The sequence below is a fragment of the Streptomyces candidus genome (assembly GCF_014207445.1).
Lineage (GTDB): Bacteria > Actinomycetota > Actinomycetes > Streptomycetales > Streptomycetaceae > Streptomyces > Streptomyces candidus.
This window is the reverse complement of the sequence record NZ_JACHEM010000005.1, coordinates 131895-152264: the sequence shown is the minus strand read 5'-3', so window position 1 is coordinate 152264 and position 20370 is coordinate 131895. Positions and strand designations below refer to the sequence as shown.

Annotated in this window: 20 protein-coding genes; 10 read left to right on the top strand and 10 right to left on the bottom strand. The window is 70.1% G+C overall.

Annotated elements, in window-relative coordinates; all coding sequences use genetic code 11:
• Window positions 1-28: 28 nt before the first annotated feature.
• Entirely contained in the window at window positions 29-226 is a 198-nt protein-coding gene (locus tag HNQ79_RS11705; RefSeq protein ID WP_185029775.1) for a hypothetical protein, read from the top strand.
• 29 nt (window positions 227-255) lie between these two features.
• Here HNQ79_RS11705 and HNQ79_RS11700 read toward each other — a convergent pair whose 3' ends face one another.
• Entirely contained in the window at window positions 256-1437 is a 1182-nt protein-coding gene (locus HNQ79_RS11700) for an epoxide hydrolase family protein (protein ID WP_185030278.1), read from the bottom strand.
• Window positions 1438-1629: 192 nt separating this feature from the next.
• On the opposite strand from HNQ79_RS11700, the gene HNQ79_RS11695 reads away from it, so the two are divergent.
• On the top strand, window positions 1630-2196 hold the full coding sequence (locus HNQ79_RS11695; RefSeq protein ID WP_185029774.1) for a CGNR zinc finger domain-containing protein: 567 nt from the start codon (window positions 1630-1632) through the stop codon (window positions 2194-2196).
• 68 nt (window positions 2197-2264) lie between these two features.
• Here the strand turns inward: HNQ79_RS11695 and HNQ79_RS11690 are convergent, their stop codons facing one another.
• Window positions 2265-3620: an MFS transporter gene (locus HNQ79_RS11690; RefSeq protein WP_221507623.1), complete on the bottom strand. Its 1356-nt coding sequence runs from the start codon at window positions 3618-3620 to the stop codon at window positions 2265-2267.
• On the bottom strand, window positions 3617-4222 hold the full coding sequence (locus HNQ79_RS11685; protein ID WP_185029772.1) for an ArsR/SmtB family transcription factor: 606 nt from the start codon (window positions 4220-4222) through the stop codon (window positions 3617-3619). Before HNQ79_RS11685 ends, HNQ79_RS11690 begins: the two co-directional genes overlap by 4 nt.
• A gap of 204 nt (window positions 4223-4426) precedes the next feature.
• Between HNQ79_RS11685 and HNQ79_RS11680 the strand changes: the two genes are divergently transcribed.
• Window positions 4427-4969 (top strand): GNAT family N-acetyltransferase, encoded by a 543-nt coding sequence (locus HNQ79_RS11680; RefSeq protein ID WP_185030272.1) that lies wholly within the window; start codon window positions 4427-4429, stop codon window positions 4967-4969.
• A gap of 104 nt (window positions 4970-5073) precedes the next feature.
• A complete protein-coding gene (kilB, locus tag HNQ79_RS11675; RefSeq protein ID WP_506005052.1) occupies window positions 5074-5496 on the top strand; it encodes a plasmid transfer protein KilB in 423 nt (140 codons plus the stop codon).
• A gap of 179 nt (window positions 5497-5675) precedes the next feature.
• Here the strand turns inward: kilB and HNQ79_RS11670 are convergent, their stop codons facing one another.
• Entirely contained in the window at window positions 5676-6101 is a 426-nt protein-coding gene (locus HNQ79_RS11670; RefSeq protein WP_185029769.1) for a hypothetical protein, read from the bottom strand.
• Window positions 6102-6242: 141 nt separating this feature from the next.
• Here HNQ79_RS11670 and HNQ79_RS11665 point away from each other — a divergent pair, with 141 nt between their 5' ends.
• From HNQ79_RS11665 to HNQ79_RS11655, 3 genes are all read left to right on the top strand, one after another.
• The gene (locus HNQ79_RS11665; RefSeq protein WP_185029767.1) at window positions 6243-6632 is read left to right on the top strand and encodes a thiol-disulfide oxidoreductase DCC family protein; all 390 of its coding nucleotides are present in this window, start codon (window positions 6243-6245) and stop codon (window positions 6630-6632) included.
• Between the two features lie 161 nt (window positions 6633-6793).
• Complete coding sequence (locus HNQ79_RS11660; RefSeq protein WP_185030269.1) at window positions 6794-7663, top strand: alpha/beta fold hydrolase; 870 nt, start codon at window positions 6794-6796, stop codon at window positions 7661-7663.
• A gap of 124 nt (window positions 7664-7787) precedes the next feature.
• Entirely contained in the window at window positions 7788-8141 is a 354-nt protein-coding gene (locus HNQ79_RS11655) for a hypothetical protein (RefSeq protein WP_185029765.1), read from the top strand.
• Window positions 8142-8317: 176 nt separating this feature from the next.
• Here HNQ79_RS11655 and HNQ79_RS11650 read toward each other — a convergent pair whose 3' ends face one another.
• Window positions 8318-9460: a hypothetical protein gene (locus tag HNQ79_RS11650; protein WP_185029764.1), complete on the bottom strand. Its 1143-nt coding sequence runs from the start codon at window positions 9458-9460 to the stop codon at window positions 8318-8320.
• A 225-nt stretch (window positions 9461-9685) separates the two neighbouring features.
• Complete coding sequence (locus HNQ79_RS11645) at window positions 9686-11302, bottom strand: putative glycoside hydrolase (protein ID WP_185029762.1); 1617 nt, start codon at window positions 11300-11302, stop codon at window positions 9686-9688.
• A gap of 200 nt (window positions 11303-11502) precedes the next feature.
• On the opposite strand from HNQ79_RS11645, the gene HNQ79_RS11640 reads away from it, so the two are divergent.
• Entirely contained in the window at window positions 11503-12513 is a 1011-nt protein-coding gene (locus HNQ79_RS11640; protein WP_185029760.1) for a polysaccharide deacetylase family protein, read from the top strand.
• A 7-nt stretch (window positions 12514-12520) separates the two neighbouring features.
• On the opposite strand, the gene HNQ79_RS11635 is transcribed toward HNQ79_RS11640, so the two are convergent.
• Complete coding sequence (locus tag HNQ79_RS11635) at window positions 12521-13030, bottom strand: hypothetical protein (RefSeq protein ID WP_185029759.1); 510 nt, start codon at window positions 13028-13030, stop codon at window positions 12521-12523.
• Between the two features lie 642 nt (window positions 13031-13672).
• Here HNQ79_RS11635 and HNQ79_RS11630 point away from each other — a divergent pair.
• On the top strand, window positions 13673-15190 hold the full coding sequence (locus HNQ79_RS11630) for a potassium/proton antiporter (protein ID WP_185029757.1): 1518 nt from the start codon (window positions 13673-13675) through the stop codon (window positions 15188-15190).
• 394 nt (window positions 15191-15584) lie between these two features.
• On the top strand, window positions 15585-16730 hold the full coding sequence (locus HNQ79_RS11625) for a TerC family protein (protein WP_229923385.1): 1146 nt from the start codon (window positions 15585-15587) through the stop codon (window positions 16728-16730).
• A gap of 352 nt (window positions 16731-17082) precedes the next feature.
• Here HNQ79_RS11625 and HNQ79_RS11620 read toward each other — a convergent pair whose 3' ends face one another.
• From HNQ79_RS11620 to HNQ79_RS11610, 3 genes are all read right to left on the bottom strand, one after another.
• On the bottom strand, window positions 17083-17592 hold the full coding sequence (locus HNQ79_RS11620; RefSeq protein WP_229923384.1) for a GNAT family N-acetyltransferase: 510 nt from the start codon (window positions 17590-17592) through the stop codon (window positions 17083-17085).
• A 467-nt stretch (window positions 17593-18059) separates the two neighbouring features.
• Window positions 18060-18500, bottom strand: a complete 441-nt coding sequence (locus HNQ79_RS11615; RefSeq protein ID WP_185029753.1) for an SSI family serine proteinase inhibitor — start codon at window positions 18498-18500, stop codon at window positions 18060-18062.
• A gap of 442 nt (window positions 18501-18942) precedes the next feature.
• On the bottom strand, window positions 18943-20367 hold the full coding sequence (locus HNQ79_RS11610; RefSeq protein WP_185030247.1) for a cellulose binding domain-containing protein: 1425 nt from the start codon (window positions 20365-20367) through the stop codon (window positions 18943-18945).
• Window positions 20368-20370 lie beyond the last annotated feature (3 nt).

Sequence of the window (20370 nt, the reverse complement as noted above, 5' to 3'; positions counted from 1 at the left end):
CTCGTCGCCGACCAGGACACCGACGACGGTGTCTCTTTCGCGCTCTCGCCTCGCCTGTCCGCTGCGCTCGCGGGCGACGCCCTCCAGGCTGCAAGCCGTCGCCGCCTGGTGGGCCCTGCTGCGCGCGGAGGACGGCGCGGTCATCGACAAAGAAGGCGTGGACGCGATCGTGGGTGATCTGGCCGTCCTCGTCGGCAGCGCCCGGTGGCAGAACCAGGGCGTCTAGTGCCGGGTCGCCCAGCAGTGCCAACAACGCTATTTTCTGGCGGGGTTGGCGGCCAGCACCGCCGCCAGGCCCTCCTGCAGGTCCTTGACGAAATATTCGGGAACCTCGAGCGACGGGAAGTGTCCCCCGGTGTCAGGTGCTCGCCATCGTACGATCTGCCGGTACCGCTCCTGCGCCCATGCGCGCGGATACTTCTCGATGTCGCGGGGATACATCGTGATCGCCGACGGGACGTCGACCCGTAGTCCAGGGTCGAGCGAGTTGTGGCTTTCGTGGTAGATGCGAGCCGATGATGCGCCGGTCCTGGTCAGCCAGTACAAGGTGACGTTGTCGAGAACCCTGTCCCTGGGAATGGTCTCGAACGGGCTGTCCTCGGTGTCCGTCCACTCGGCGAACTTGTCGAGGATCCAGGCGAGAAGTCCGACCGGCGAGTCGACGAGGGAGTAGCCGATGGTTTGCGGCCGGGTTGCCTGCTGCTTCGCGTATGCGGCGCGGTCGCGCCAGAAGGCGCGGGTCTCCTCGGTCCATGTGCGCTCGGCGGCCGTCAACCCGTCGGTGGTCAGACCGGGCGGTGCCTGCGCGAACGTGGTGTGGATGCCGAGCACGTGTTCCGGGAATCTGCCGCCGAGAATGGTGGTGATGACGCCTCCCCAGTCGCCGCCATGGGCTACGAACTTGCTGTACCCGAGCCTTCCCATGAGTTGCACCCAGGCGGCCGCGATCCTCTCGGTTCCCCAGCCGGTGGTGGCCGGTTTGCCGCTGTAACCAAAGCCTGGCAGCGATGGGACGACGACGTGGAACGCCGGTGCGTCCGTGCTTGCCGGCTCCGCCAGTTCGTCCACCACGTGGGTGAACTCAGCGATGCTGCCCGGCCACCCGTGCGTCAGGATCAACGGGGTGGCGTCCGCGCGGGCGGATCGACGGTGCAGGAAGTGGATTTCCAGATCGTCAACCGTCGTACGGAATTGCCCTACCTGGTTGAGGCGCGCCTCGAACGACCGCCAGTTGTACTCCGTACGCCAGTAGTTCACGACGTCCACGAGGTCGGCAAGGGGAACGCCTTGGTCCCATCGGCGCGGGTCGGGCGCGGCGCACTGGACCGTCTCGGCTTCCGGCAGCCGTGCCGCGGCCAGTCGGGCGTGCAGATCGTTCAGGTCGGTGTCGGCCGCGTGTGCTTCGAATGCGCGCACGTCGTCGGCTTGAGGATTCATGTGTTTGCCCTCCCGGGGTGAGCTGGCCGTGGTGACAGCACCACGAACAACGGCGGTCTCAGCGTCGGCGAGAAGCCGACGTGTGGACACGGGGCCTCCTCGTCATCGAACGGTACCGACGGAGATCGCCGGAACCGGCTAAGACGGTTCTAGTCGGTCTCGCCGCGGTGCGCAACCGGCTATGGTGGTTCCATGCCTGCTCAGTTCCCCGATTTCCGTCTCGGCAAAGTGTTGGCGACCAGCTTCACGGCGACCCTGACGGAGCGTTGTGGTGACGCGGTGGAACGTATTCCCACGCCGAACAGACTCGTCGACTGGCTGGCGGTGAGCGGTTTCGCCGTGGAGTCCTGCACCGCTGCGCAACTCGAACGTGCCCGGGAGCTGAGGGAGTCGATTCACACTGCCGCGACGGCGGCCGCGCGCCGAGACCCTCTCCCGATGACTGCTGTCCGGGTCATCAATGACCGCAGCACGCAAGGCCGGGCCGCTGCCGTCCTGACGCCGGAGGGCAATCGGCAGTGGCGACTGGGCTCGGCTTCGTCCGTAGAAGATGCGCTGGGAGTGGTCGCCGCCGACGCGATCAGCGTCATCGCAGGCGAGCGAGACGGAAGACTGGCCTTGTGCGCATCGCCGACCTGCCAGGCAGCCTTCTTCGACACCAGCCGCAGTCGCACCCGTAGATGGTGCGACATGAACACGTGCGGAAATCGGCAGAAGAAGGCCCGCTTCCAGGCCTCCAAGCTCGGAATCCCGGATTGAACCGCCCGGAAGGCGGACACCGCTTCCGTGACAACCGCATGGGACGCGGTAAGCCTGCTCCGTTTTAGTCAACCCTGCGGGCTGTGCGGCGACTTGCACACCGGCACCCTCCGCGCCGGCTCCGCGTCGGAGTCCGGCGGAAGTGGCACATCACGGGTTGGCCGGCGGGATGTCGGCAGGTCCCGGGTTCGGCGGATCGGGGAAAAGAGCAGGATCAGCGCGGCGAGCGGAACGCCCGCAGTCGTGAGGGCCATGGCGGTACGGAGGTCGAACGCGGTCCCGAGCGCGCCGCCCAGCAGCGCTCCGACGGGGATCGTTCCGTAACTGAGGAAGGACGTACTCGCGGTGAGACGGCCGAGGAGGTCCGGCGGGCAGTAGCGCTGCTGGAAGCTCGCCTTGAGGATGTTGCCGGCGACGACGCCCGCGGAGACGCTGAAACCGCCCGTGACGAAGAGCACGATCCCCACTCCGTCGACGGTCAGCGGGATGAGCAGACCCAGCGTGGGGAGTCCCAGTTCGAAGACGAGTGTCGCGCGGGCCGTGCCGATCCTGTGGGCGACTCGGCGTGCGGCGAACGCCCCGGCGACGCCCCCGGCACTGGTGGCCGCGATGAGTGCGCCGACCGCGCCCGGAGTCAGGCCGACGCTCCTGACCAGGAAGACCACTTGGATCGACTGGTACCCCATCAGGGCCAGGTTGGAGGCGGCGCCGAACAGGGTGAACGTGCGGAACCAGGGGTCGATCGCGACCAGGCGCAGGCCCTCGCGGACTTCACCTGTCAAAGAGGGGCGGCGACGTCCGGGTCCGGCGGTGCGGGGTTCTCGATGCCGGATGCCTGCGAGGCACAGGAGGGAGACGAGGAACGTCGCGGCGTTGGCGAACATCCCGTTCACCGCACCTGCCAACTGTGCGATCAGGCCCCCGGAACCGAGCCCGGCGATCTGCGCGGCGGACGCGCTGCCGTGCAGTTTGGCGTTGCCCTCGGGCTGGTCGTCGGGTTCCAGAATGCTCGGGAGGTAGGCGGTGTAGGCGGTCTGGAAGAACACCGCGGCCGTACCGGTCAGCAGGGCCACGGCCAGCAGGAACCCGATGCTCAGGCGCCCCGACCAGGCGGCGAGGGGGACGCCGGCGTAGAGCGCGAGGGAGACCGCGGCGGCGGTCAGCATGATCGTTCTGCGGCGCAGCCGGTCCACCCAGACGCCGACCGGGAGACCGATGATCAACCAGGGAGCCCAGGCCGCGGCGCTCAGCAGACCGACTTCGAGCGTGCTGGCGTGCAGGGTGGAGACGGCGATCAGCGGCATCGTCACGCCGGTGACGGACGCGCCGAACTTCCCGGCGGTCTCGCCGCACCACAGCAGACGGAAATCGCGGTGGCGACGCAGGAGACCACCGCGTACGCCGGCGCGTATGCCCGCACTCATGCCGTGCCGCCCTCCTTGCGGGGAAAGGACTGCAACTGCACGACGACCGGAAGCGCGTCCGGCGCGGGCTCGGCATCCGACGCGGCGGTATGGCGTGCGATGACGGCCATCAACTCCGCGTTGAGTGCCTCCAGTTGCGCCGGGTTCATCCGCAGGTCGCTCCAGTCCGAGACGGTGCCGGCGCTCCGCCACCTGTCGTCCCAGTCCTCGCCGAAGTACTTCACGACCCGGCTGAAGTACTGCTGGGCCACTTCGTGCAGATAGACCGACAGGGCGCCCCGGGTGTCGGGGTCGTCGCGGAAATCGGCGGTGTTCAGCTCGTTCGGGACGTCGACCCGTTTCCACCAGCGCTCGCGTTTGGTACCCCGTCCGGATTCCTCCTCGATGAAGCCGTGTTCAGCGAGGTGACGCAGATGCCAACTGACGGTGCCCGTGTTCTCACCGAGGCGCTCGGCGAGCCTGGTGGCGGTGGCGGGGCCGTCCAGAGCGAGCAGCTCGTAGATGCTCATGCGCAGCGGATGCGCCAGCCCTCGCAGGCTGCGCGCGTCCAGGCGCCGGGCGGGTCTGGCGGGCTCGGGGAGACGTGCGGGTTCTTCGGACATGCCGTCAGAGTAGATCGCAGAGTGTTCTCTGCACAGGAGTCTCTGCAGAGAACACTCTGCCTGTTTTCGCATCGGCCGCGATGACCGGTGCCCTGGTACGCGCAATTGCCTCGCGGATGGGCCGCCCCGCGATCTACCCTCGCGGTCATGACGTCACACGATGCGCGTGAGGACTCCCGGATCGCTTCCGTTGGTGCCGGGGCGGTGATCCGGCGGGAGACCGCTGACGATCACCGAGAGGTACGCGAGGTTCACACGCGCGCCTTCGGTGACGGCGAGCGGGTTCCCGGGCTCGTGGACGCACTTCGCGTCACGGAGGCAGCCCTGGCGCCGATGTCCTTCGTCGCTGTCGTTGATGACCGGGTCGTCGGGCATGTCCTGCTGAGTGCGGCGCGGTTGGACGCGCCGCGCCGGATCGTGGACGTCCTGTCGCTGTCACCGCTGGGCGTGGCACCCGAGTTCCAGCGTCAGGGCATCGGTACGCGACTCCTCGCCCACGCCCTCGATGCGGCCGACAGTCAGGGTGTGCCCCTGGTGTTCCTGGAGGGTTCGCCGCACTACTACGGCTCGCGTGGCTTCGAGGGCGCCGCTCCGGTGGGCTTCCGTTCGCCGTCGCTGCGTATCCCCGAAGCCGCGTTCCAGGTCGCCCGGTTGTCCGCCCACGAACCGTGGATGACGGGCACCTTCGTCTATTCGGAGGTCTTCTGGGCCTTTGACTGCGTCGGCCTGCGCGACCCCGCGGCCTGAGGGGGCCTGGCGGACGGGAACCGACCACGCGGCGGCCGCCCTCGTGATCAGCTGATGCCATGGAAGCCATATGGACAAGCGTCGTAGCCGTCGGGGGCACGCTCATGGGTGCCGTGATCACGCACCTCTTCCAGCGCCTCGCGTCCGGACGCAGCGAGCTGTTCGCGCGGTCCGAAGCGCTCCGGCAGGAGCGCATCGCCACGTACAGCTCGTTCGCAGCGGCGGTGGAGGACTACCGCCACGGCCAGGCGGACCGCTGGTACCGCAAACGGCAGGACCCTGACGGGGAAGCGTTCATCACGGCACGCGATGAAGCGCACCGCCTCCGCACGGCGACCCGGCAAGTGCTCTATCGGGTCGAATTGCTCACTGACGACCAGGAAGTGGTCCACGCCGCCGAGGAGGCCTATCGGTGCACCCGGGACGTGTCGACCGCGCGGGACCAGGACGAGCGGGACACCTTGGACGCCCGCGCGAGAGAGGCGATCGAGGCATTCGTAGCCGGTGCTTCGCCCCTGGTCCGTTGACCTGCTGACAGCGGCCCGAGTCACTCTTCGGGCCACTTCCCTCCCGGCCCGCCTCGCGAGGGGTGACACGGGCCGGGCGGGAACGCTGCCACCCGCCGGTGCGGGCCGGTCGGGCGACGCGCCCTGGGCTCGCCTCCGCTCGCGCCGCAGCACCCGGCATACGTCCCGGCCGAACGGGGTCAGGCGTACACCCGTACCGAGTTCGTCGAGGTGAGGCTCGTCCACAGTCCTGTGCTGCAGTTGTTGACGTTGAGGTTCCACGCCACGCTGCCCGTGCCGTTGTACCCCGTGAGGCCCTGCACTCCGGCCCCGCCCGTCTGGCAGTTCTTCACTGTGTAGTCGCCGATGAGGTTGGCGACGTTGTACGTGCCGTAGCGGTAGAACCGGTACACCACGGGGTGGTGGGAACCGCCGTCGAAAATGTCGCCCTTGTAGATGCAGACATAGCCCGACCCGCAGGTGGGAGTCTGGGCCGCGGCAGCCGGTGCGGCGGAGGCGAGCAGTGCCGTGGGGACGGCCAGGACGAGACTTGCGACAAATGCGCCCAGGGAGCGCCTCTTTGAGCCCGAGGGTCGCGATCGGAGAACGGACTGGATGGTGTTCACGTGTACTCTCCCGGTTTCTTCCAGCGAGGAATCGGTACGTCCGACAGCAGTATGAGCCTCCGCGCCTGCTCCACCCAGGGCGCACTTCCGCGCGCACACGCCTGAGCCGCGGCGTCGCGGCGTGGAGGTCATGATGGGGTCATGCGCACTCGGCCTGTACTCGTCTTCGACGGTGACTGCGGCTTCTGCACCACCTCCGTGCGGTTCGTGGAACGACATGTCCGGCCCCGTTGCGCGATCGTCGCGTGGCAGTTCGCGGACCTGCGGACGCTCGGTATCACCCAGGAGCGGGCCGAGCACGAGGTGCTGTGGGTGACGCCGACGGGAACCGTGTACGGCGGCGCCCTGGCTGTGGCGAAGGCGTTGCTGAGTGCGGGGCGTGCGTGGTCCCTGTGCGGGGCGCTGCTCATGCTGCCGCCGTTGCGCTGGGTTGCCCGCGGTGTCTACCGGTGGGTTGCGGACAACCGTCATCGCATGCCGGGAGGGACGGCGGAGTGCGCCCTGCCCAGCCGTGGAACGCCAAACCCGTAGCGGCCGGACCGGGGGGCGCACGTACGTGGCGGTTACGGGGGCTCGCGGGGCGGCACCCGTACGGAGGAACTCCCCGCCCCGAGCCCCCGTGCACACCAGCCGGACAGGGGTACCGGAGGACATGGTGAGTGTCTCTCCACGACTTTCGGGAGGTACGGGTCTTGTTCGAGGACTTCGAGTCGAGGCGGGTCCAGGTCGACGGGGCGTCGGTTTTCGTTCGCCACGGCGGGCAGGGCCCGCCGGTGGTGCTGCTGCACGGCCACCCGCGGACGTCCGCGACCTGGCACCGCGTCGCCCCGCTCCTGGTCCGGCGCGGTTTCACCGTGGTCTGTCCCGACCTCCGGGGTTACGGCAGGTCAACCGGTCCGGCGCCCACCGCGGACCACACCGGGCACTCCAAGCGGGCCGTCGCCGGTGACGTGGTCGAGGTGATGCGCTCCCTCGGCCACGATCGGTTCGCGCTTGCCGGACACGACCGTGGCGGCAGCGTCGCGCTGCGTCTTGCGCTCGACCACCCCGACGCGGTCTCGCGGGTGGCGCTGCTCGACTGCCTGCCCCTCACCGAGCACCTGTCCCGCATCACGGCCGAGTTCGCCACCCAGTGGTGGCACTGGTTCTTCTTCGCCCAGCCGGACATCCCCGAACGGGTCATCAACGCGGACCCGGACAGCTGGTACCGCGGCGACCCGCAGAGCATGGGGCAGGAGAACTACGACGAGTGGCGCGCGGCGACGCGGAACCCCGACGTGGTGCGGGCGATGCTGGAGGACTACCGGGCCGGCCTCACCGTCGACCGGCGGCACGAGGAGGACGACCGCGCCGCCGGAGTACGGGTCCGGTGCCCGGCGCTGATCCTGTGGTCGCTGCGGGACGATCTCGAGGACCTGTACGGGGACCCGTTGAGGATCTGGCGGCAGTGGGCGCCGGACGCGCGGGGCCACGGCATCGACTCCGGGCACCATGTGGCCGAAGAGGCTCCGGAAGCGCTCGCGTCCTCCCTTGCGCACTTCTTCGCCGAACCGCCTGAGTAGGGGCCCTGCGGGTCGTTTCCGGCATCCGCGGACCGGTGCAACACCCATGCGGGGCCCCGGCCCGCTCGGCAGCCCGCCCGAGGGTGGCGGGCGCCTCCACTGCGGCGGCCCCGATCCCGACCCGATGTTCATTCGCAAACGCCTCGCCGTCCTGGTTGCCACCCTGGCGGTGGGCTCAGGCCTGGCCTTCGCGCCGTCGGCTTCGGCGGCTCCGCAGGCGGCCGCCGGCTGCCCGTACCCGTACGTCTGCTTCTACAAGGGAACGACGAAGACGGGCCAGTACAAGGACGTCACCAGCGGCTGGCAGAACCTCGGTGCCAGCAAGGGCGCCACTTCGATGGTGAACACCCGCCGCGACGACATCGTCTACACCCACTTCACCAACGGCCGGACCTGGTGCACCCCGCCCCACCGCACCACCACGTTCAACTCCTGGCTGGTCGACAAGATCCGCATCAGCTCCGCCTCCGGCTGCTGACACACGATGACAGCGGCGGCCCGCACTCGCGCGAAGGCGAGTGCGGGCCGTCCGTCCGGGGCAGGCCGACCGGGTGGGCGAGTCCCCCTCGGGCGCGTCCCGCGGGGCCACCAGGGAAGCCGGCGATGCGGCTCTCGGGGTGTCGGGGCCCCCGGGGCGTTCCGCCGGTTCCGGCGTCAGATCAGGGCGTCCTTGTACGCGATGTTCACCCGTCGGTCGCCGGACTCGCCCGAGGCGAAACCGAAGGTCAGGCGGGGGCGGAAGGTGCCGGGGCGGGCCGGGTCGGGGACCAGCATGATGTTCATCCCCTCGGGCTCCCGGAACACGAGGCTCTTCAGGGCGCGGGTGAGTCCGCGCTGCGAGGCACCCGTATTGAGATCGATCTTGGTGATGTGGGTGGTGCCCACGTCCGACGTGTTCGTCGGGCCGCCGCCGGTGTAGGCCTCGCCCTCGTACATGTACAGGTAGGAGCCGTAGAGGCAGAACCCCTGTGCGTCGTAGACGGGCCGGGGCAGGTCCGGGAAGTGGTGCAGCGGCGCGCCCAGCGGGGCCGCGACGGCCGTGTCCAGGTCCCAGACGGCGCACTGGAGCCGGCCGTTACGGGTGAAGCGCACCAGCACCCGCCGGTGCTGCATGTCGACGACAGGTCGCGGTGAGCCCAATGTGGTTCCGGCGCCCGGGAGTTCGAGAGGATCCGGGGTCCGGTCCTTGAAGTCCATCGCCGCGCGGTCCGCCGCGTCGTCCCAGTGAAAGCTGCGGGGCGGCTGGCCGGCCGCGGGTCCCATGTACTTGATCCGGCAGAGCCTGGTGCCGAAGCCCGTGTCGGCGGAGTTGGGCTTCGAGTCGTACTCGATCCAGAGGTACGGGGCGGAGCCCACGCCCGTCGCTTCGACACCGATCTGTGCGCCGTGCCCGAATCCTCGCAGGTACATCCGGCCGAGCTTGGTCGAACCGTCCTCGCTCAGCTTGGTGATCGCGATGTCGCCCTCGCTCTTGCGCTGCGCGTAGGACACCCCGTCGTCGGGGTTGTACATGACCTGGGCCACGTACCAGTGCTTGTTGAGGTGGTCGTAGCCCGCGCACTGCATCACGGTCGGGCACCAGGCCTGCTTGTGCATGAACAGGGCGGTCGCCCCGTCGCTGAAGTCGAACGACGGTGAGGAGGGCAGGGCCGTCGCACCCGCCGCGGTCACGGCTCCCCCCGTGGTCTGCGCCGCGGCGGTGGCGGCACCGCCCAGAACCAGACCGGCGGCAGCACCTCCGCCGAGCCGTATGAGCCCTCGCCGGCTGACCGGCTCCGTACCGAATGCGCTCATCATGTCCCCCTCGTCAAAAGGATGTTGGGGGCACAACCTATGGCACTCGGGACGGGCGGTTTCCGCAGGAGGCCGGCCGGCTGGACCGGATGACTTCCTGCGGCAACACCTGCGGGCCGAGTCGCACGGACGGGGCCGGTGGGGCGTGCGGCTACGGCAGCCGAACGCGCGGGTGCGCCCCGGCGTCGGGGCGCACCCGCGGAACTCTCAGCGGGTCACGTCAACTGGTCACGACGCCGAGATCTGCTGGAGCGCCGCACCCTGGTAGCGTGCCCCGGCGTTCCAGAGGATGAACGACTTCATGTTGTTCGCGGCGGCGGCCCTGATCTGGTCGGCCACCTGGGAGGGCCCGTAGGTGCTGCCCATGGAGAAGTCCTGGAGCCACGGGACGACTTCGCTCTGGGTCTCCTTGGTCTGACGGGCGAAGTCGGCCAGGGAGCGGTGCACGATCGCGTACGGCGACGTGTCGGGCGCGGCCACCCCGTACTCGCCCGGCCCCCAGTGGGACGGGTAGACCATCGGCGCGATGTAGTCGCTGACCTTGGCCAGGGCCGGGATGTCCTGGGCGATCTCGGTGGGCCGGGTGGCCGCGATGCCGAATACCGAGACCCCGAGGTACTTGCCGTGCGGACGCATCGCGGTCTGCGTCTCGGCGACGAACGAGGTGATGGACTGCTCCGGGGTGGCGGACCCGATGCCGGGGAAGCGCATGCCGGACAGCGGGCCGTCGGGGCGGCGCACGTAGTCGTACAGGACGTCGTCGAAGCCGAGCCGCGCCGCTTCGACGGCGAGGTCCTGGTTGTACTTGCGGACCGTGGGGTCGGCGAAGTTGGTGAAGGCGAGGGCGCCGTAGTTGCCGCCGCCGTAGGGCTGCCCGGCGGAGGTCAGCACGACCTGCTCGCGCTGCCCCGACTTCCAGGCGGCCGTCGCGAGCATGGGGTCGCGGAAGGCGACGATGCGGCCGATGACCTGGGCTCCGGCCGCATGGATCTCGGCCACCGCCTTGCGGGCGTCGTAGTAGCCCTTGGCCGCGCCGATCTTCCGAGCCAGCGGCACCTGGGAGTTGTACCCGACCTCGCCGTCCTCGTCCTTGACGTCCAGCTGCACGGCGTTGAGCTTGCCGCTGCGCACCAGGTCGAGGATGCCCTTGCGGAGAGTGTCGTCGCCCCAGCCGATGGCGGTGATGTGCGCGGCGCGGATCATCGGGCGGCGGCCCTGGGCGGAGACGGTGCGCGTCGTGGTGTTGCCCGCCCGGTCCACGGCAACCACCTTCACGGCGGGGGTGCCCTTGGCCACGGTGGCGCGGAACGCCCCGCCGTCGTCGACGGGGACCTCCTTGCCGTCAACGGTCACCTTCGCGTCGGTGGCGGCCTTCCCGGTGAGCGTCACTTCTTTGTCGGTCTGCTTCACCTGGGGTACCGCGACGCTGAGGTCGGGTGCGGTGGTGTCCACGGTGAAGTCCACGACCTCGCGGGAGGAGCCGAACGGGAATCCGCCGCCGCCCTCCACCACCAGGGTGTGCCGCCCCTCGGTGAGACGCGGAAGCGCGAGCTTGATCCGGTCGCCCTCGGCCCTGGCGGGCACCGGCGCGCCGTCGAGGGTGGTGCGCAGGTCCTCGGTGCCGTCCCCCCTGGCGTCCAGGTAGGCGCTCACCTGCATGGCGCGCTGCTTGTCCAGTACGTCTCCGTCGGCCAGGCCGCGCACGCCGGACCCGGGGGCGAGAAAGGTCCACGCCCCGACGCCGGCCCCGGCCACGGCGAGTACTCCGGCAGTCGCCAGCAGAGTACGTCTGCCCTTGCGGCCTCGGCGACGGGAGGAGGGGTTCGGTATGTCACGCGTAGCCATCTGGTGTCCTTCGGGAGTGACTGGGGTGTTCCTTTCAGTGATTGCCGCCCGGACGCGTCACTGTTCCTTCTTCGCGCGGATGTCACCCGGCCGGGTGTGTCCCTCCCCGCGTGGCGACTGCGCCATCCAGGGGGCAGTGCGGTACGAGCAATCCCCAGGCCGGTAGGGATGGGCGCGACACGTTCGTCTTGGAGGCACCCATGCGTCACCGGCTACGCCCGCTCTGCGCCCTGACCGGCGCCGCTCTGCTCGCCACCGGCTGCTCCTCGGGGGCGCCACCGGCCGCCGTGGAGCGCCCGGCCGCCGCGTCTCCCGCAGCGGCGAGCCCCGCCGCCGCGGGGAACCCGGCGGAACTCGGCGTGAACGAGCTCGGTCAGGTGCCCGTCCTGATGTACCACCAGCTCACCGAGAAGCCCGCCAGCGTTTACGACCGCACCCCGGCCGACTTCCGGGCCGAGCTCGAACGTCTCGCCCGCGAGAAGTACGTGCCGGTGACCGCCCGGGACTTCCAGGAGGGGCGCATCGCCACCCCGGCCGGGACGCACCCGGTGGTCCTCACCTTCGACGACTCGACCAACAGCCAGGTGCGTCTGGGCCCGGACGGGGCGCCCGCCCCGAACACGGCCGTGGCGATCCTGGCCGAGACGGCGCGGAAGTATCCCGGGTTCAAGCCCGTGGCGACGTTCTTCGTCAACGCGGACGCCTTCTCGGCCACCGGTCCGGACAAGGCGCTGGCGTGGCTGAAGAAGCAGGGTCACGAAATCGGCAACCACACCGACCAGCACCAGAACCTCCGCTCCCTGGACGCGGCGGGCGCGGCCGGGGCCATCGCGGCGGGCCAGCGGGCGATCGAGAAGGCCGCCCCCGGAACCTCCGTCACCTCCCTGGCGCTGCCCTTCGGGGCGATGCCCGAGCCGGCCGGCGTGGCCGCACAGGGCGAGGGGTACCGGTACAGCGGGGTCTACCTGGTGGGCTCCAACCCCTCGCTCTCGCCCTTCGCCAAGGAGTTCGCGCCTGCGGCGATCCCGCGTATCCGTTCGGCCGGGCCCAAGGACGAGGACGCCGAGCTGGGGTCCGCCCGCTGGCTGGACCGGCTCGCCGCCCAGAAGAGCTGGTACGTGTCCGACGGCGACCCGCGCACGGTCGCCTTCCCCCGCGCGGCCCGGGACAAGCTCGCTCCGGCGTTCGCCGGGCAGGCCCGCCCCTACTAGGTCCCCCCTACTCGGCGGGCCGGCCCGGCCACGGGCCGTCCTCGGTGGGGAGGTCCTCGTGCGGCGGTGGGGTGTGGTCCGCGAGCATCCTCGCGAGAGTGGACCGGAGCCGGTCCTGCTGACCGGCGGGGAGCGTGGCCAGGATGCCGGCGAGCGGCCCGGCGGGAAGCTGGGCCATGAGCCGGCAGATGTCGATCTCCATGTGGCTGTCCTGGCCCGACTTCCATTCCGCCTCGTTGTGCAGCGGCAACCCGGCGTCCGGCAGCCTGGCCACCCGGTCGGCGGCCGCGAACCGGACCTCCTGCGGGGCGGCGGTGGCTCCGTGGGCGCTCATCTCCACCGCGACCGCCAGGACCCTGCTCTCGATGACGAGTTCGTCGGGAAGCATGCCGTAAAGAGCGTCGATCTCCTCCTCGGAGAGGGCACGCGAGAAGAGACGAGTCCGTTCGTCCAGCATCAGCGCCTCCAGGTTCTCGGCGCTCAGAGCGGGGAACGCGGTGCTGGGCTGTTCTGCCATGGGAGGTCCTTTCGGGGCGGAACCCGCTGCTGACTGCGCGGTGTGGGCGCCGTGGCGAAAATGTTCCCTCGGTGGGCCGTCCCATCGGGACGGCAGCGACCCGTCACTCGAATGCCGCACAACTGTCTCGACGCGCCGCCGGTTCTCCGTGCGCGCCGGAAAGGAGTGCTGGTCTGGTCCCGATACCGCTCGGTGCCGATGCCCGGCACCATGGAAGCGACGGTGGGACACGGGTGGGAAAGGGGGCCGGTGGCGCGTGGAGCGCGGTCGACCGCTCACAGGACATGGGTGAGGGTCACGGTGCCGTGGCGAAGGAGGACCGATGGTGCGCTTCGACGACCGGCCCCTGGACCCGCGGCGGCCCGGAAACCACCGGACGACCACCTTTTCGTACGTACGCCGCCATCCGGACGGTCCCGCGCGCCGTGCGCGCACCGGAGGTACCCGCACGGGCGAAAGGCGGCATGGTGCGCGTCGGCCCCGGTGGTGGCGGCGTTCGCGGCCGGGATCACCTTCCCCCGTGAACCGCTCCTCGCGTCCGGCATCGTGGCTTCCGGCCGCAGCGGTCGCCTCTGCGGCCCGTCGCGGTGACCGCACGGCGATCGCGCCGATCCGGGCGCGGCCGTGGCGAGGAGCGGCCGGGTGACGCTCCAGGACCTGTACCAGATCCTCCTGGTGGCTGGCGTGGTGCTGCTCGCGAGCATCGCCGCCGCCCGTGCCGCGCACCGTCTCGGTCTGCCCAGCCTGCTGCTCTTCCTCGGCGTCGGCGTGCTGGTCGGCGAGGACGTCTTCGGTCTGCACTTCGACAACGCGGCACTCGCCCAGTCCCTCGGCACGGCCGCTCTCGCCGTCATCCTCGTGGAGGGCGGTCTGACCACGCAGTGGAGCGACGTCCGGCGACTGCTGCTGCCGGCCGGCGTCCTGGCCACCGCGGGTGTGGCGCTGTCGGTCCTGGTCACGGCCGCCGGTGCGCACTGGCTGCTGGGGATGGACTGGCACCTGGCCCTGCTGCTCGGCGCCATCGTCTCCTCCACCGACGCCGCCGCCGTCTTCGCCGTACTGCGTGCCCTGCCGCTCCCGCAGAAGGTCACCGGCCTGCTGGAGGCCGAGTCCGGCTTCAACGACGCACCGACGATCATCCTCGTCCTGGTGTTCAGCACCGCCGCCGCGGACCTTCCCGGCCCGGTCCACATCGTCGGCAACCTCCTTTACCAGCTCGTCGTGGGCGCCCTGCTCGGGCTGGCCATCGGCCGCCTGGGCGCCGCGGCCCTGCGCCACATCGCCCTGCCCGCCACCGGGCTGTACCCGCTCGCGACCGTCGGGTTCGGCATCGTCGCCTTCGCGGCGGGCGGTGCCGCGGGCGCCAGCGGCATCATCGCCGCCTACCTGTCCGGCCTCGTCCTCGGAAACGCCAGGCTTCCCCACCGTGCGGCCACCCGCTCCTTCGCGGAAGGCGCCGGATGGCTGGCGCAGATCGGTCTGTTCGTCATGCTCGGCCTGCTGGTCACGCCCAACGAGCTCCCCGCCGCCGTTCTCCCCGCCGTGATCGTAGGGCTCGTGCTGCTGCTGGCCGCACGGCCCGTCTCCGTCCTGGTGTGCCTGCTGCCGTTCCGGCTCCCGTGGCGCGAGCAGGCCTTCATGTCCTGGGCCGGACTGCGCGGCGCGGTCCCCATCGTCCTGGCCACGTTCCCGATCGTCGCCGGGGTCCAGGACGCGGACCGGCTCCTCAACATCGTTTTCGTACTCGTCGTCCTGTTCACCCTCGTCCAGGGCCCCAGCCTTCCGGCCATGGCCCGGCTGCTGCGCCTCACCCGGGCCGACGCGCTGCGGGACGTCCAGGTGGAGACCGCGCCGCTGGACCTGCTGGACGCCGACCTCCTCACCCTCACCGTCCCGGACAGGTCCCGGCTGCACGGCGTGGCGGTCTTCGAACTCCGCCTTCCGTCCCCGACCGTGCTCACCCTGATCCTGCGTGACGGCACCACCCTCGTCCCCCGCCCGGACACCGTCCTGCGGGCCGGGGACGAACTCCTGCTGATCACGACACCCGAGGTGCGCGACGCGGCCGAACGCCGGCTGCGGGCCGTGGGACGGCGCGGCAAGCTCGCCCGCTGGTTCGGCGAAACCGGCGATCCCTTGCACCGCACACCCGCCGACTGAGGAACCGCACTCCTGCTTGAGGGGCGACCGCGCCGTTCTTCCGTTCCGTCGGCCGGGGCCATCGTGCTCAAGCCCCTCGTCCGTCCCGCGCGTATCTCCCGGCGAAACAATTGGTGCGATTTGTATATTGGCCGGCGACCGATCGCTGCTTGCCGGGACGGCTTCTGGTTGACTGACGTACAGGAGTTCCTGACCGTGCGCACCGGCCACGACGTCACGAGTGGCCGAGGCCGCGGTCGCTGTCCGGGTGCGGCCGAACGCCGTGCCCTGCTGGAGCGCCGTCACTCATGTCGTGCCTCCGTCCGGTCCCGGGCGCATGCTTCCGGGGGAGCGCTGCAGGACACTTCCGGAGAGAGGCCGCGTCGCGTGCGAGTCCATTGTGAGGTGGTTGGGTGTGCTTGAAGTCCCGCTCTGGCTGTGGGTGGCATTCGCCGTGACGGTGGTCGTGTCACTGGCGGTGGACCTGCTGTCCCATCGCAAGGCGCACGTCATCGGTTTCAAGGAGGCGGCCGCCTGGAGCGGCGTGTGGGTGAGCCTCGCCCTGATCTTCGGCGCGGTCGTCTTCCTCGTCCTGGGGACCGGCGCCGGTACGGAGTACACGACTGCGTGGCTGCTGGAGAAGAGCCTGTCGGTCGACAACCTGTTCGTCTTCGCGGTGATCTTCGCGTACTTCAAGGTGCCTCGCGCCTATCAGCACCGCGTGCTCTTCTTCGGCGTCATCGGCGCGCTCGTCTTCCGCGGCATCTTCCTCGCCCTCGGTGTGGCCGTGGTCAGCCGCTTCACCGCCGTGCTGTTCGTCTTCGCGGCGATCCTCTTCTACAGCACCTACAAGCTCCTGAAGGGCGAGGAGGACACCTTCGACCCGGGCCGCAGTTTCGCCGTCCGGCTGCTCCGCAAGATCGTCCCGGTCCAGGACGAGTACGCCGGGGCCAAGTTCTTCGTCAAGGAGGCCGGCAAGCGGGTGGCGACCCCGCTGCTGGCGGTGGTCGCGGCGATCGAGGCGGCCGACCTGATCTTCGCCGTCGACAGCGTTCCGGCCGTCCTCGCCGTCAGCGACGACGCCTTCATCGTCTACACCAGCAACGCGTTCGCCATCCTCGGCCTGCGGGCCCTCTACTTCATGCTCGCCGGACTGCTGGACCGCTTCCACTACCTGAGCAAGGGCTTGGCGATCATCCTCGCCTTCATCGGCGTCAAGCTCATCTTCCAGGCCTCGCACAAGATGATCAGCCCCAGCATCCCGGAGATCCCGTCGCTGGTCAGCCTCGCGGTCATCGTCGTCGTGCTGACGGTTTCCGTGGTGCTCAGCCTCAAGAGGCCCGCTCCGGCGGACCCGGAGGAACCGACGGACGAGCAGCAGGCCGCCCCGGCGCGAGAGGCGACGGAGCCGCCGGACCCACAGCCGTCCGCCGACGTGGACGAGGAGGCGCCGCAGACCGACGGACACCGGCCCGCCTCCGCGACCACCGGACACACCGGCCCACCGCCTGCGAAAGACGCCCCCGAGCCGCCTGCCGGTCCGGCCGGCCGGGACGCCTGACCGGCCACACTCCCGCTCCAGGAACCCCGGCCGTTCCCCAGACGCCCCACCGGCCCCGAATAGGCGCCGCCCACTTCCCGGCCGAAAGAAACAGGCCTATCGTAAAGATATGGTCAAACCGAAGCGAGAACCCGAAGAGTACTCGTGTCCGACCTGCAAGGGATCGGTGCCGGTCGTAGCCCACCGCCACAAGACCCTCGGAGTGTTCGTGCCCGTCTGGGGACCGGGCCCGTGTCCGCACCGCGAATGCCCCGACTTCCGGCTGGACCCCAAGCGCAAGCGCTCCTCGTCGCAGTAGCCACCGCGACCGTACGGCCGGTTCCGGCGCGCCTCGGCGAGGCGGATACGGCGCTCACGTGGGACGGGGCCGGGTGCTGAGCGCCGGATGCCGCGGGCCGAGAAAGACGGCAAGGCCCCCGGGCGCGGGGTCGGTCACCTCCGTCCAGCCGGCACTCGCGTAGCAGTCGACGGCCGGCCGTGCCGCAACGGACGTCAGCAGCCAGCAGCGTCCGTCGGCCCGGTCCTCGGTCACCGCGTGAAGCAACCGCGCGCCCAGGCCGAGGCCGCGGGCCACTTCCGAAACCGCGAGTTCGTCCACCTCACGGCCGCCGCACAGCCACTCAGCCGCCCGCTCATTGCCAAGGGCCGCGGATACGCGGGCATAACTTCGGTCGCCGGGAAACGGGTCCGGGGTCGTCCAAGCGGTCGCCCAGCCCAGCACCCGCTCCGCATCGAGCGCGAGAGCGGCGGTGAAACCGGGCCGGCCCACCTCCCCCGCGAGCCGGCGCAGGTAGGCGTCGGCGTGCTCCGGCCCCTCACCCCAGGGGGGCGCGCCGAACGCCTCCGCGTAGACGTCCCGCACACCTTCCGCGTACCGAAGCAGTCGCCGCCCACTGACGCGCTCATCTGTTGCCACCCTGCTCACACGGCCTTCGACGAAGCGGCGGGCAGCGAGGTCAGGGAGGCGTACGCCTCGGTTTCCAGTACGACCGGCCTACTCACAACGCAACCCCCTATGCATGCAATAAGTACTTGCAATATATGTGCAGCAGGAGTGCGACGAAAGCTCGGCGGACCAGCCCTCACCAAGGACGGGGCAGGACATCCGCGATATGGAGCGCTGAAGCAACGAGCCTCTCGGTGAAGGGGGGTTGGGAATCAGCCGAGGGGATGACGTCATGTGCGTCCTCGCGGCGGTCGCTGACCGTACGCCGCCCGGCAGGCGTTCGCCGCCCGTCGGGGAGAACGGGCGGCGAACGCGTTCGGGAACCTCACGAGGGCTGCCCGTCGACCGGCAGTCGAGCCGGGGCGGGCAGCCGCCCGAGGCCGTCAGAAGGAGTAGAAGGCGCTCTCGGCGGCGTCCTTCATGCAGGTGTTGCCGAAGGTCTTGACGTGGTGGACGCGTTCGCCGCGTAACACCCCCTCAACGGTGACGGTGAGGGGATCCCACTGCTTGGTGCACATGCGGCCGGGCGTGGCCGTGCCCAGCGCGGAGAGGTCGCCCTGTACGGCGTTGAGTTCGGCGCAGGCGGCCTTGGGCGCCGGGTGCGTGCCCGCGACCGGCAGACAGGACAGCGTCACGGCCCGCTGTACGGCGCCGGTCTGGCCGGCGTCGCCGCGGTGGACCGAGAGGACCAGCGCGGTCGGTGCGTAGAGGCTCGTGGCGTTCGGGCGTGCGCCGCTCGTGTCGCTGGCCTGCGCAGCAGGGGCGACAGCCATTCCGGTCAGGACGACGGTGGACGCGAGGGCCATTCCTGCAAGGGTGCGCATGGAAATCACCTTTCCCTTCGTGAGGGTGGGGTCGGCTGGGAACGGCGCCAGTCTTACGGCAGAAGGCCTCCGACCGCACATCGACCGGGCGAAATCCGGAAGTTCGCCCTTTTCCATCACGGGTGAAAGGCGGAGGCCTTCGCCGTGCACCCCCTCCGGGAAGTGCGAAAAGCTCGACGGGAAGAAGCCTACGGATCGGCGTCACAAGAGGTTTGGGTCCAGGACAAGCGGCGAAACGACGCCCTGGCGCTCGTTCCGCTTCCGGGGTTCACCGCACTTGCGGAGCTTGCGGCGCGGTGGATCGGGGGACGACATCGGTCAGCGGGCCGGCCCGAAGGCCGGCCCGCTGAACCGCCCGGCGTGGCGTGCACCGTCCGCGCCGGGGCCCACGATCCGTGTCAGCGGTGCGGACGCTCGGGCAGAGGCCGCTCGCCGACCCTCGTCACTGGCCTGCGGGCACGGTGTCCTCGAAGGTCGTGCCGGCCGTCCGGTAGGCGGCGACCTTCGCGGCGACCTGGGCCGGGGTGAGTACCTGGTCCTTGACGTGCAGCACGTAGTCGACCTTCTGGTCGTAGGCGCGCGGAGTGGTGCTGGTCTGGCCCGCGAGGTCGATGAGCCACTGGTTGAAGTTGATGGACATCGGGCGTTCGGGGAGGTACCGGGCGTCGTGGCGGCCGAACTCCTGGCCGTCGACGTAGTAGGTGATGTTGTTGTTGTCGATCGTGAGGACGAGGTCGTGCCAGCCCGCGTAGCTGGTGCGCGCCTCGGTGTGCTGGTTGACGGCCTCCCAGGGGTCGGGCCGGTAGGTCTCCCACGACGTGGCGTAGAGGATGTTGGCGGGTTCGCCCCAGCCGCCGTTGGGCAGGTACTCGAAGTCGTACTCGGCGTAGTCGTCCGCCATCGGAGCCTTGAGGTCGTTGATGGTGAAGAACGTCTGGACGATGCGGTCGCCGTCGGGGCCCGTGGACTTCGGAGCGTCGGAGAACCGCACCCGGGCCGCGTACGTCCCGTTCTTGAACTTCATCGCCTGGGTGAGGACCTCGGTGTGCTTCGTGGTCTGGGGCGTACCCGCGGTCGAGGTCTCCAGGTTCATGATCGAGTTGGTCCCCTCCTTGGCGAAAGTGACGTTCTGCGGCGCCCAGCTCGCGCCCGGTACGCCCGGTCCGCCGGCGTTGGACCGTACGCTCCAGCCGTGGGCGCCGATCGCCGGGTCGGTGTGCGAGGTGTAGTTGAAGTCGTCGAAGAGCGAGGCTCCGGTGGGCGGCGGATCGGTCGGGTCCGGGTCGGGTCCCGGGCCGCTGCCCTCGGGCGCCGTGCCCCAGACCTGCGTGCCGCCGACGCTGGCGGTGACCTTCGACCAGTTGGCGTACGAGGTCTGGCCGGGCCCGAAGGAGTAGTCGTCGTTCTGGTTCAGCGGCTGCCAGTTGGAGCGGTGGAAGCGCAGCTGCATGTCACCGGTGTTCGCGCCGGGTGCCAGGGTGCCCGCGCCGGCGGTGAAGCCGATCTCCAGGTAACGGTCGGCGGTGGCGGTCGGCTTGGCGAGGGTGCCGAAGGTGCCGGTGATGTTCGCGCAGCCCTTGACGGCCCAGGAACAGGCGAAGGTGTACGAGGCGCCCGCGTCGGCCTTGAAGTAGTACCGGATCTTGACCTGGTTGAGAGCGACGGGGGCGGTGCCGGTGTTGACGGCCTTGAACCAGGGCTCGACCTGGTCGCTGCCCGAGGCGCTCTGCCGGTACTGGACGGTCAGCGGCTCACCGGCGGCGACGGCGGGCGTCGCCGTCAGGGCGGCGCAGCCGAGTCCGGCGACGAGGGCGGCGGCCAGGGCCGCCCGGATCCTGGTGGTGCGCGTTCTGCTGTTCGTGCTGATGGT

Excerpts from the sequence above, each read along its gene's own strand:
- HNQ79_RS11645 (WP_185029762.1), bottom strand. The coding sequence starts at position 11,302 with ATGGCTACGCGTGACATACCGAACCCCTCCTCCCGTCGCCGAGGCCGC.
- HNQ79_RS11700 (WP_185030278.1), bottom strand. The coding sequence starts at position 1,437 with ATGAATCCTCAAGCCGACGACGTGCGCGCATTCGAAGCACACGCGGCC.
- HNQ79_RS11655 (WP_185029765.1), top strand. The coding sequence starts at position 7,788 with ATGTTCATTCGCAAACGCCTCGCCGTCCTGGTTGCCACCCTGGCGGTG.
- HNQ79_RS11615 (WP_185029753.1), bottom strand. The coding sequence starts at position 18,500 with ATGCGCACCCTTGCAGGAATGGCCCTCGCGTCCACCGTCGTCCTGACC.
- kilB (WP_506005052.1), top strand. The coding sequence starts at position 5,074 with ATGGGTGCCGTGATCACGCACCTCTTCCAGCGCCTCGCGTCCGGACGC.
- HNQ79_RS11665 (WP_185029767.1), top strand. The coding sequence starts at position 6,243 with ATGCGCACTCGGCCTGTACTCGTCTTCGACGGTGACTGCGGCTTCTGC.
- HNQ79_RS11650 (WP_185029764.1), bottom strand. The coding sequence starts at position 9,460 with ATGATGAGCGCATTCGGTACGGAGCCGGTCAGCCGGCGAGGGCTCATA.
- HNQ79_RS11685 (WP_185029772.1), bottom strand. The coding sequence starts at position 4,222 with ATGTCCGAAGAACCCGCACGTCTCCCCGAGCCCGCCAGACCCGCCCGG.
- HNQ79_RS11695 (WP_185029774.1), top strand. The coding sequence starts at position 1,630 with ATGCCTGCTCAGTTCCCCGATTTCCGTCTCGGCAAAGTGTTGGCGACC.
- HNQ79_RS11635 (WP_185029759.1), bottom strand. The coding sequence starts at position 13,030 with ATGGCAGAACAGCCCAGCACCGCGTTCCCCGCTCTGAGCGCCGAGAAC.
- HNQ79_RS11640 (WP_185029760.1), top strand. The coding sequence starts at position 11,503 with ATGCGTCACCGGCTACGCCCGCTCTGCGCCCTGACCGGCGCCGCTCTG.
- HNQ79_RS11690 (WP_221507623.1), bottom strand. The coding sequence starts at position 3,620 with ATGAGTGCGGGCATACGCGCCGGCGTACGCGGTGGTCTCCTGCGTCGC.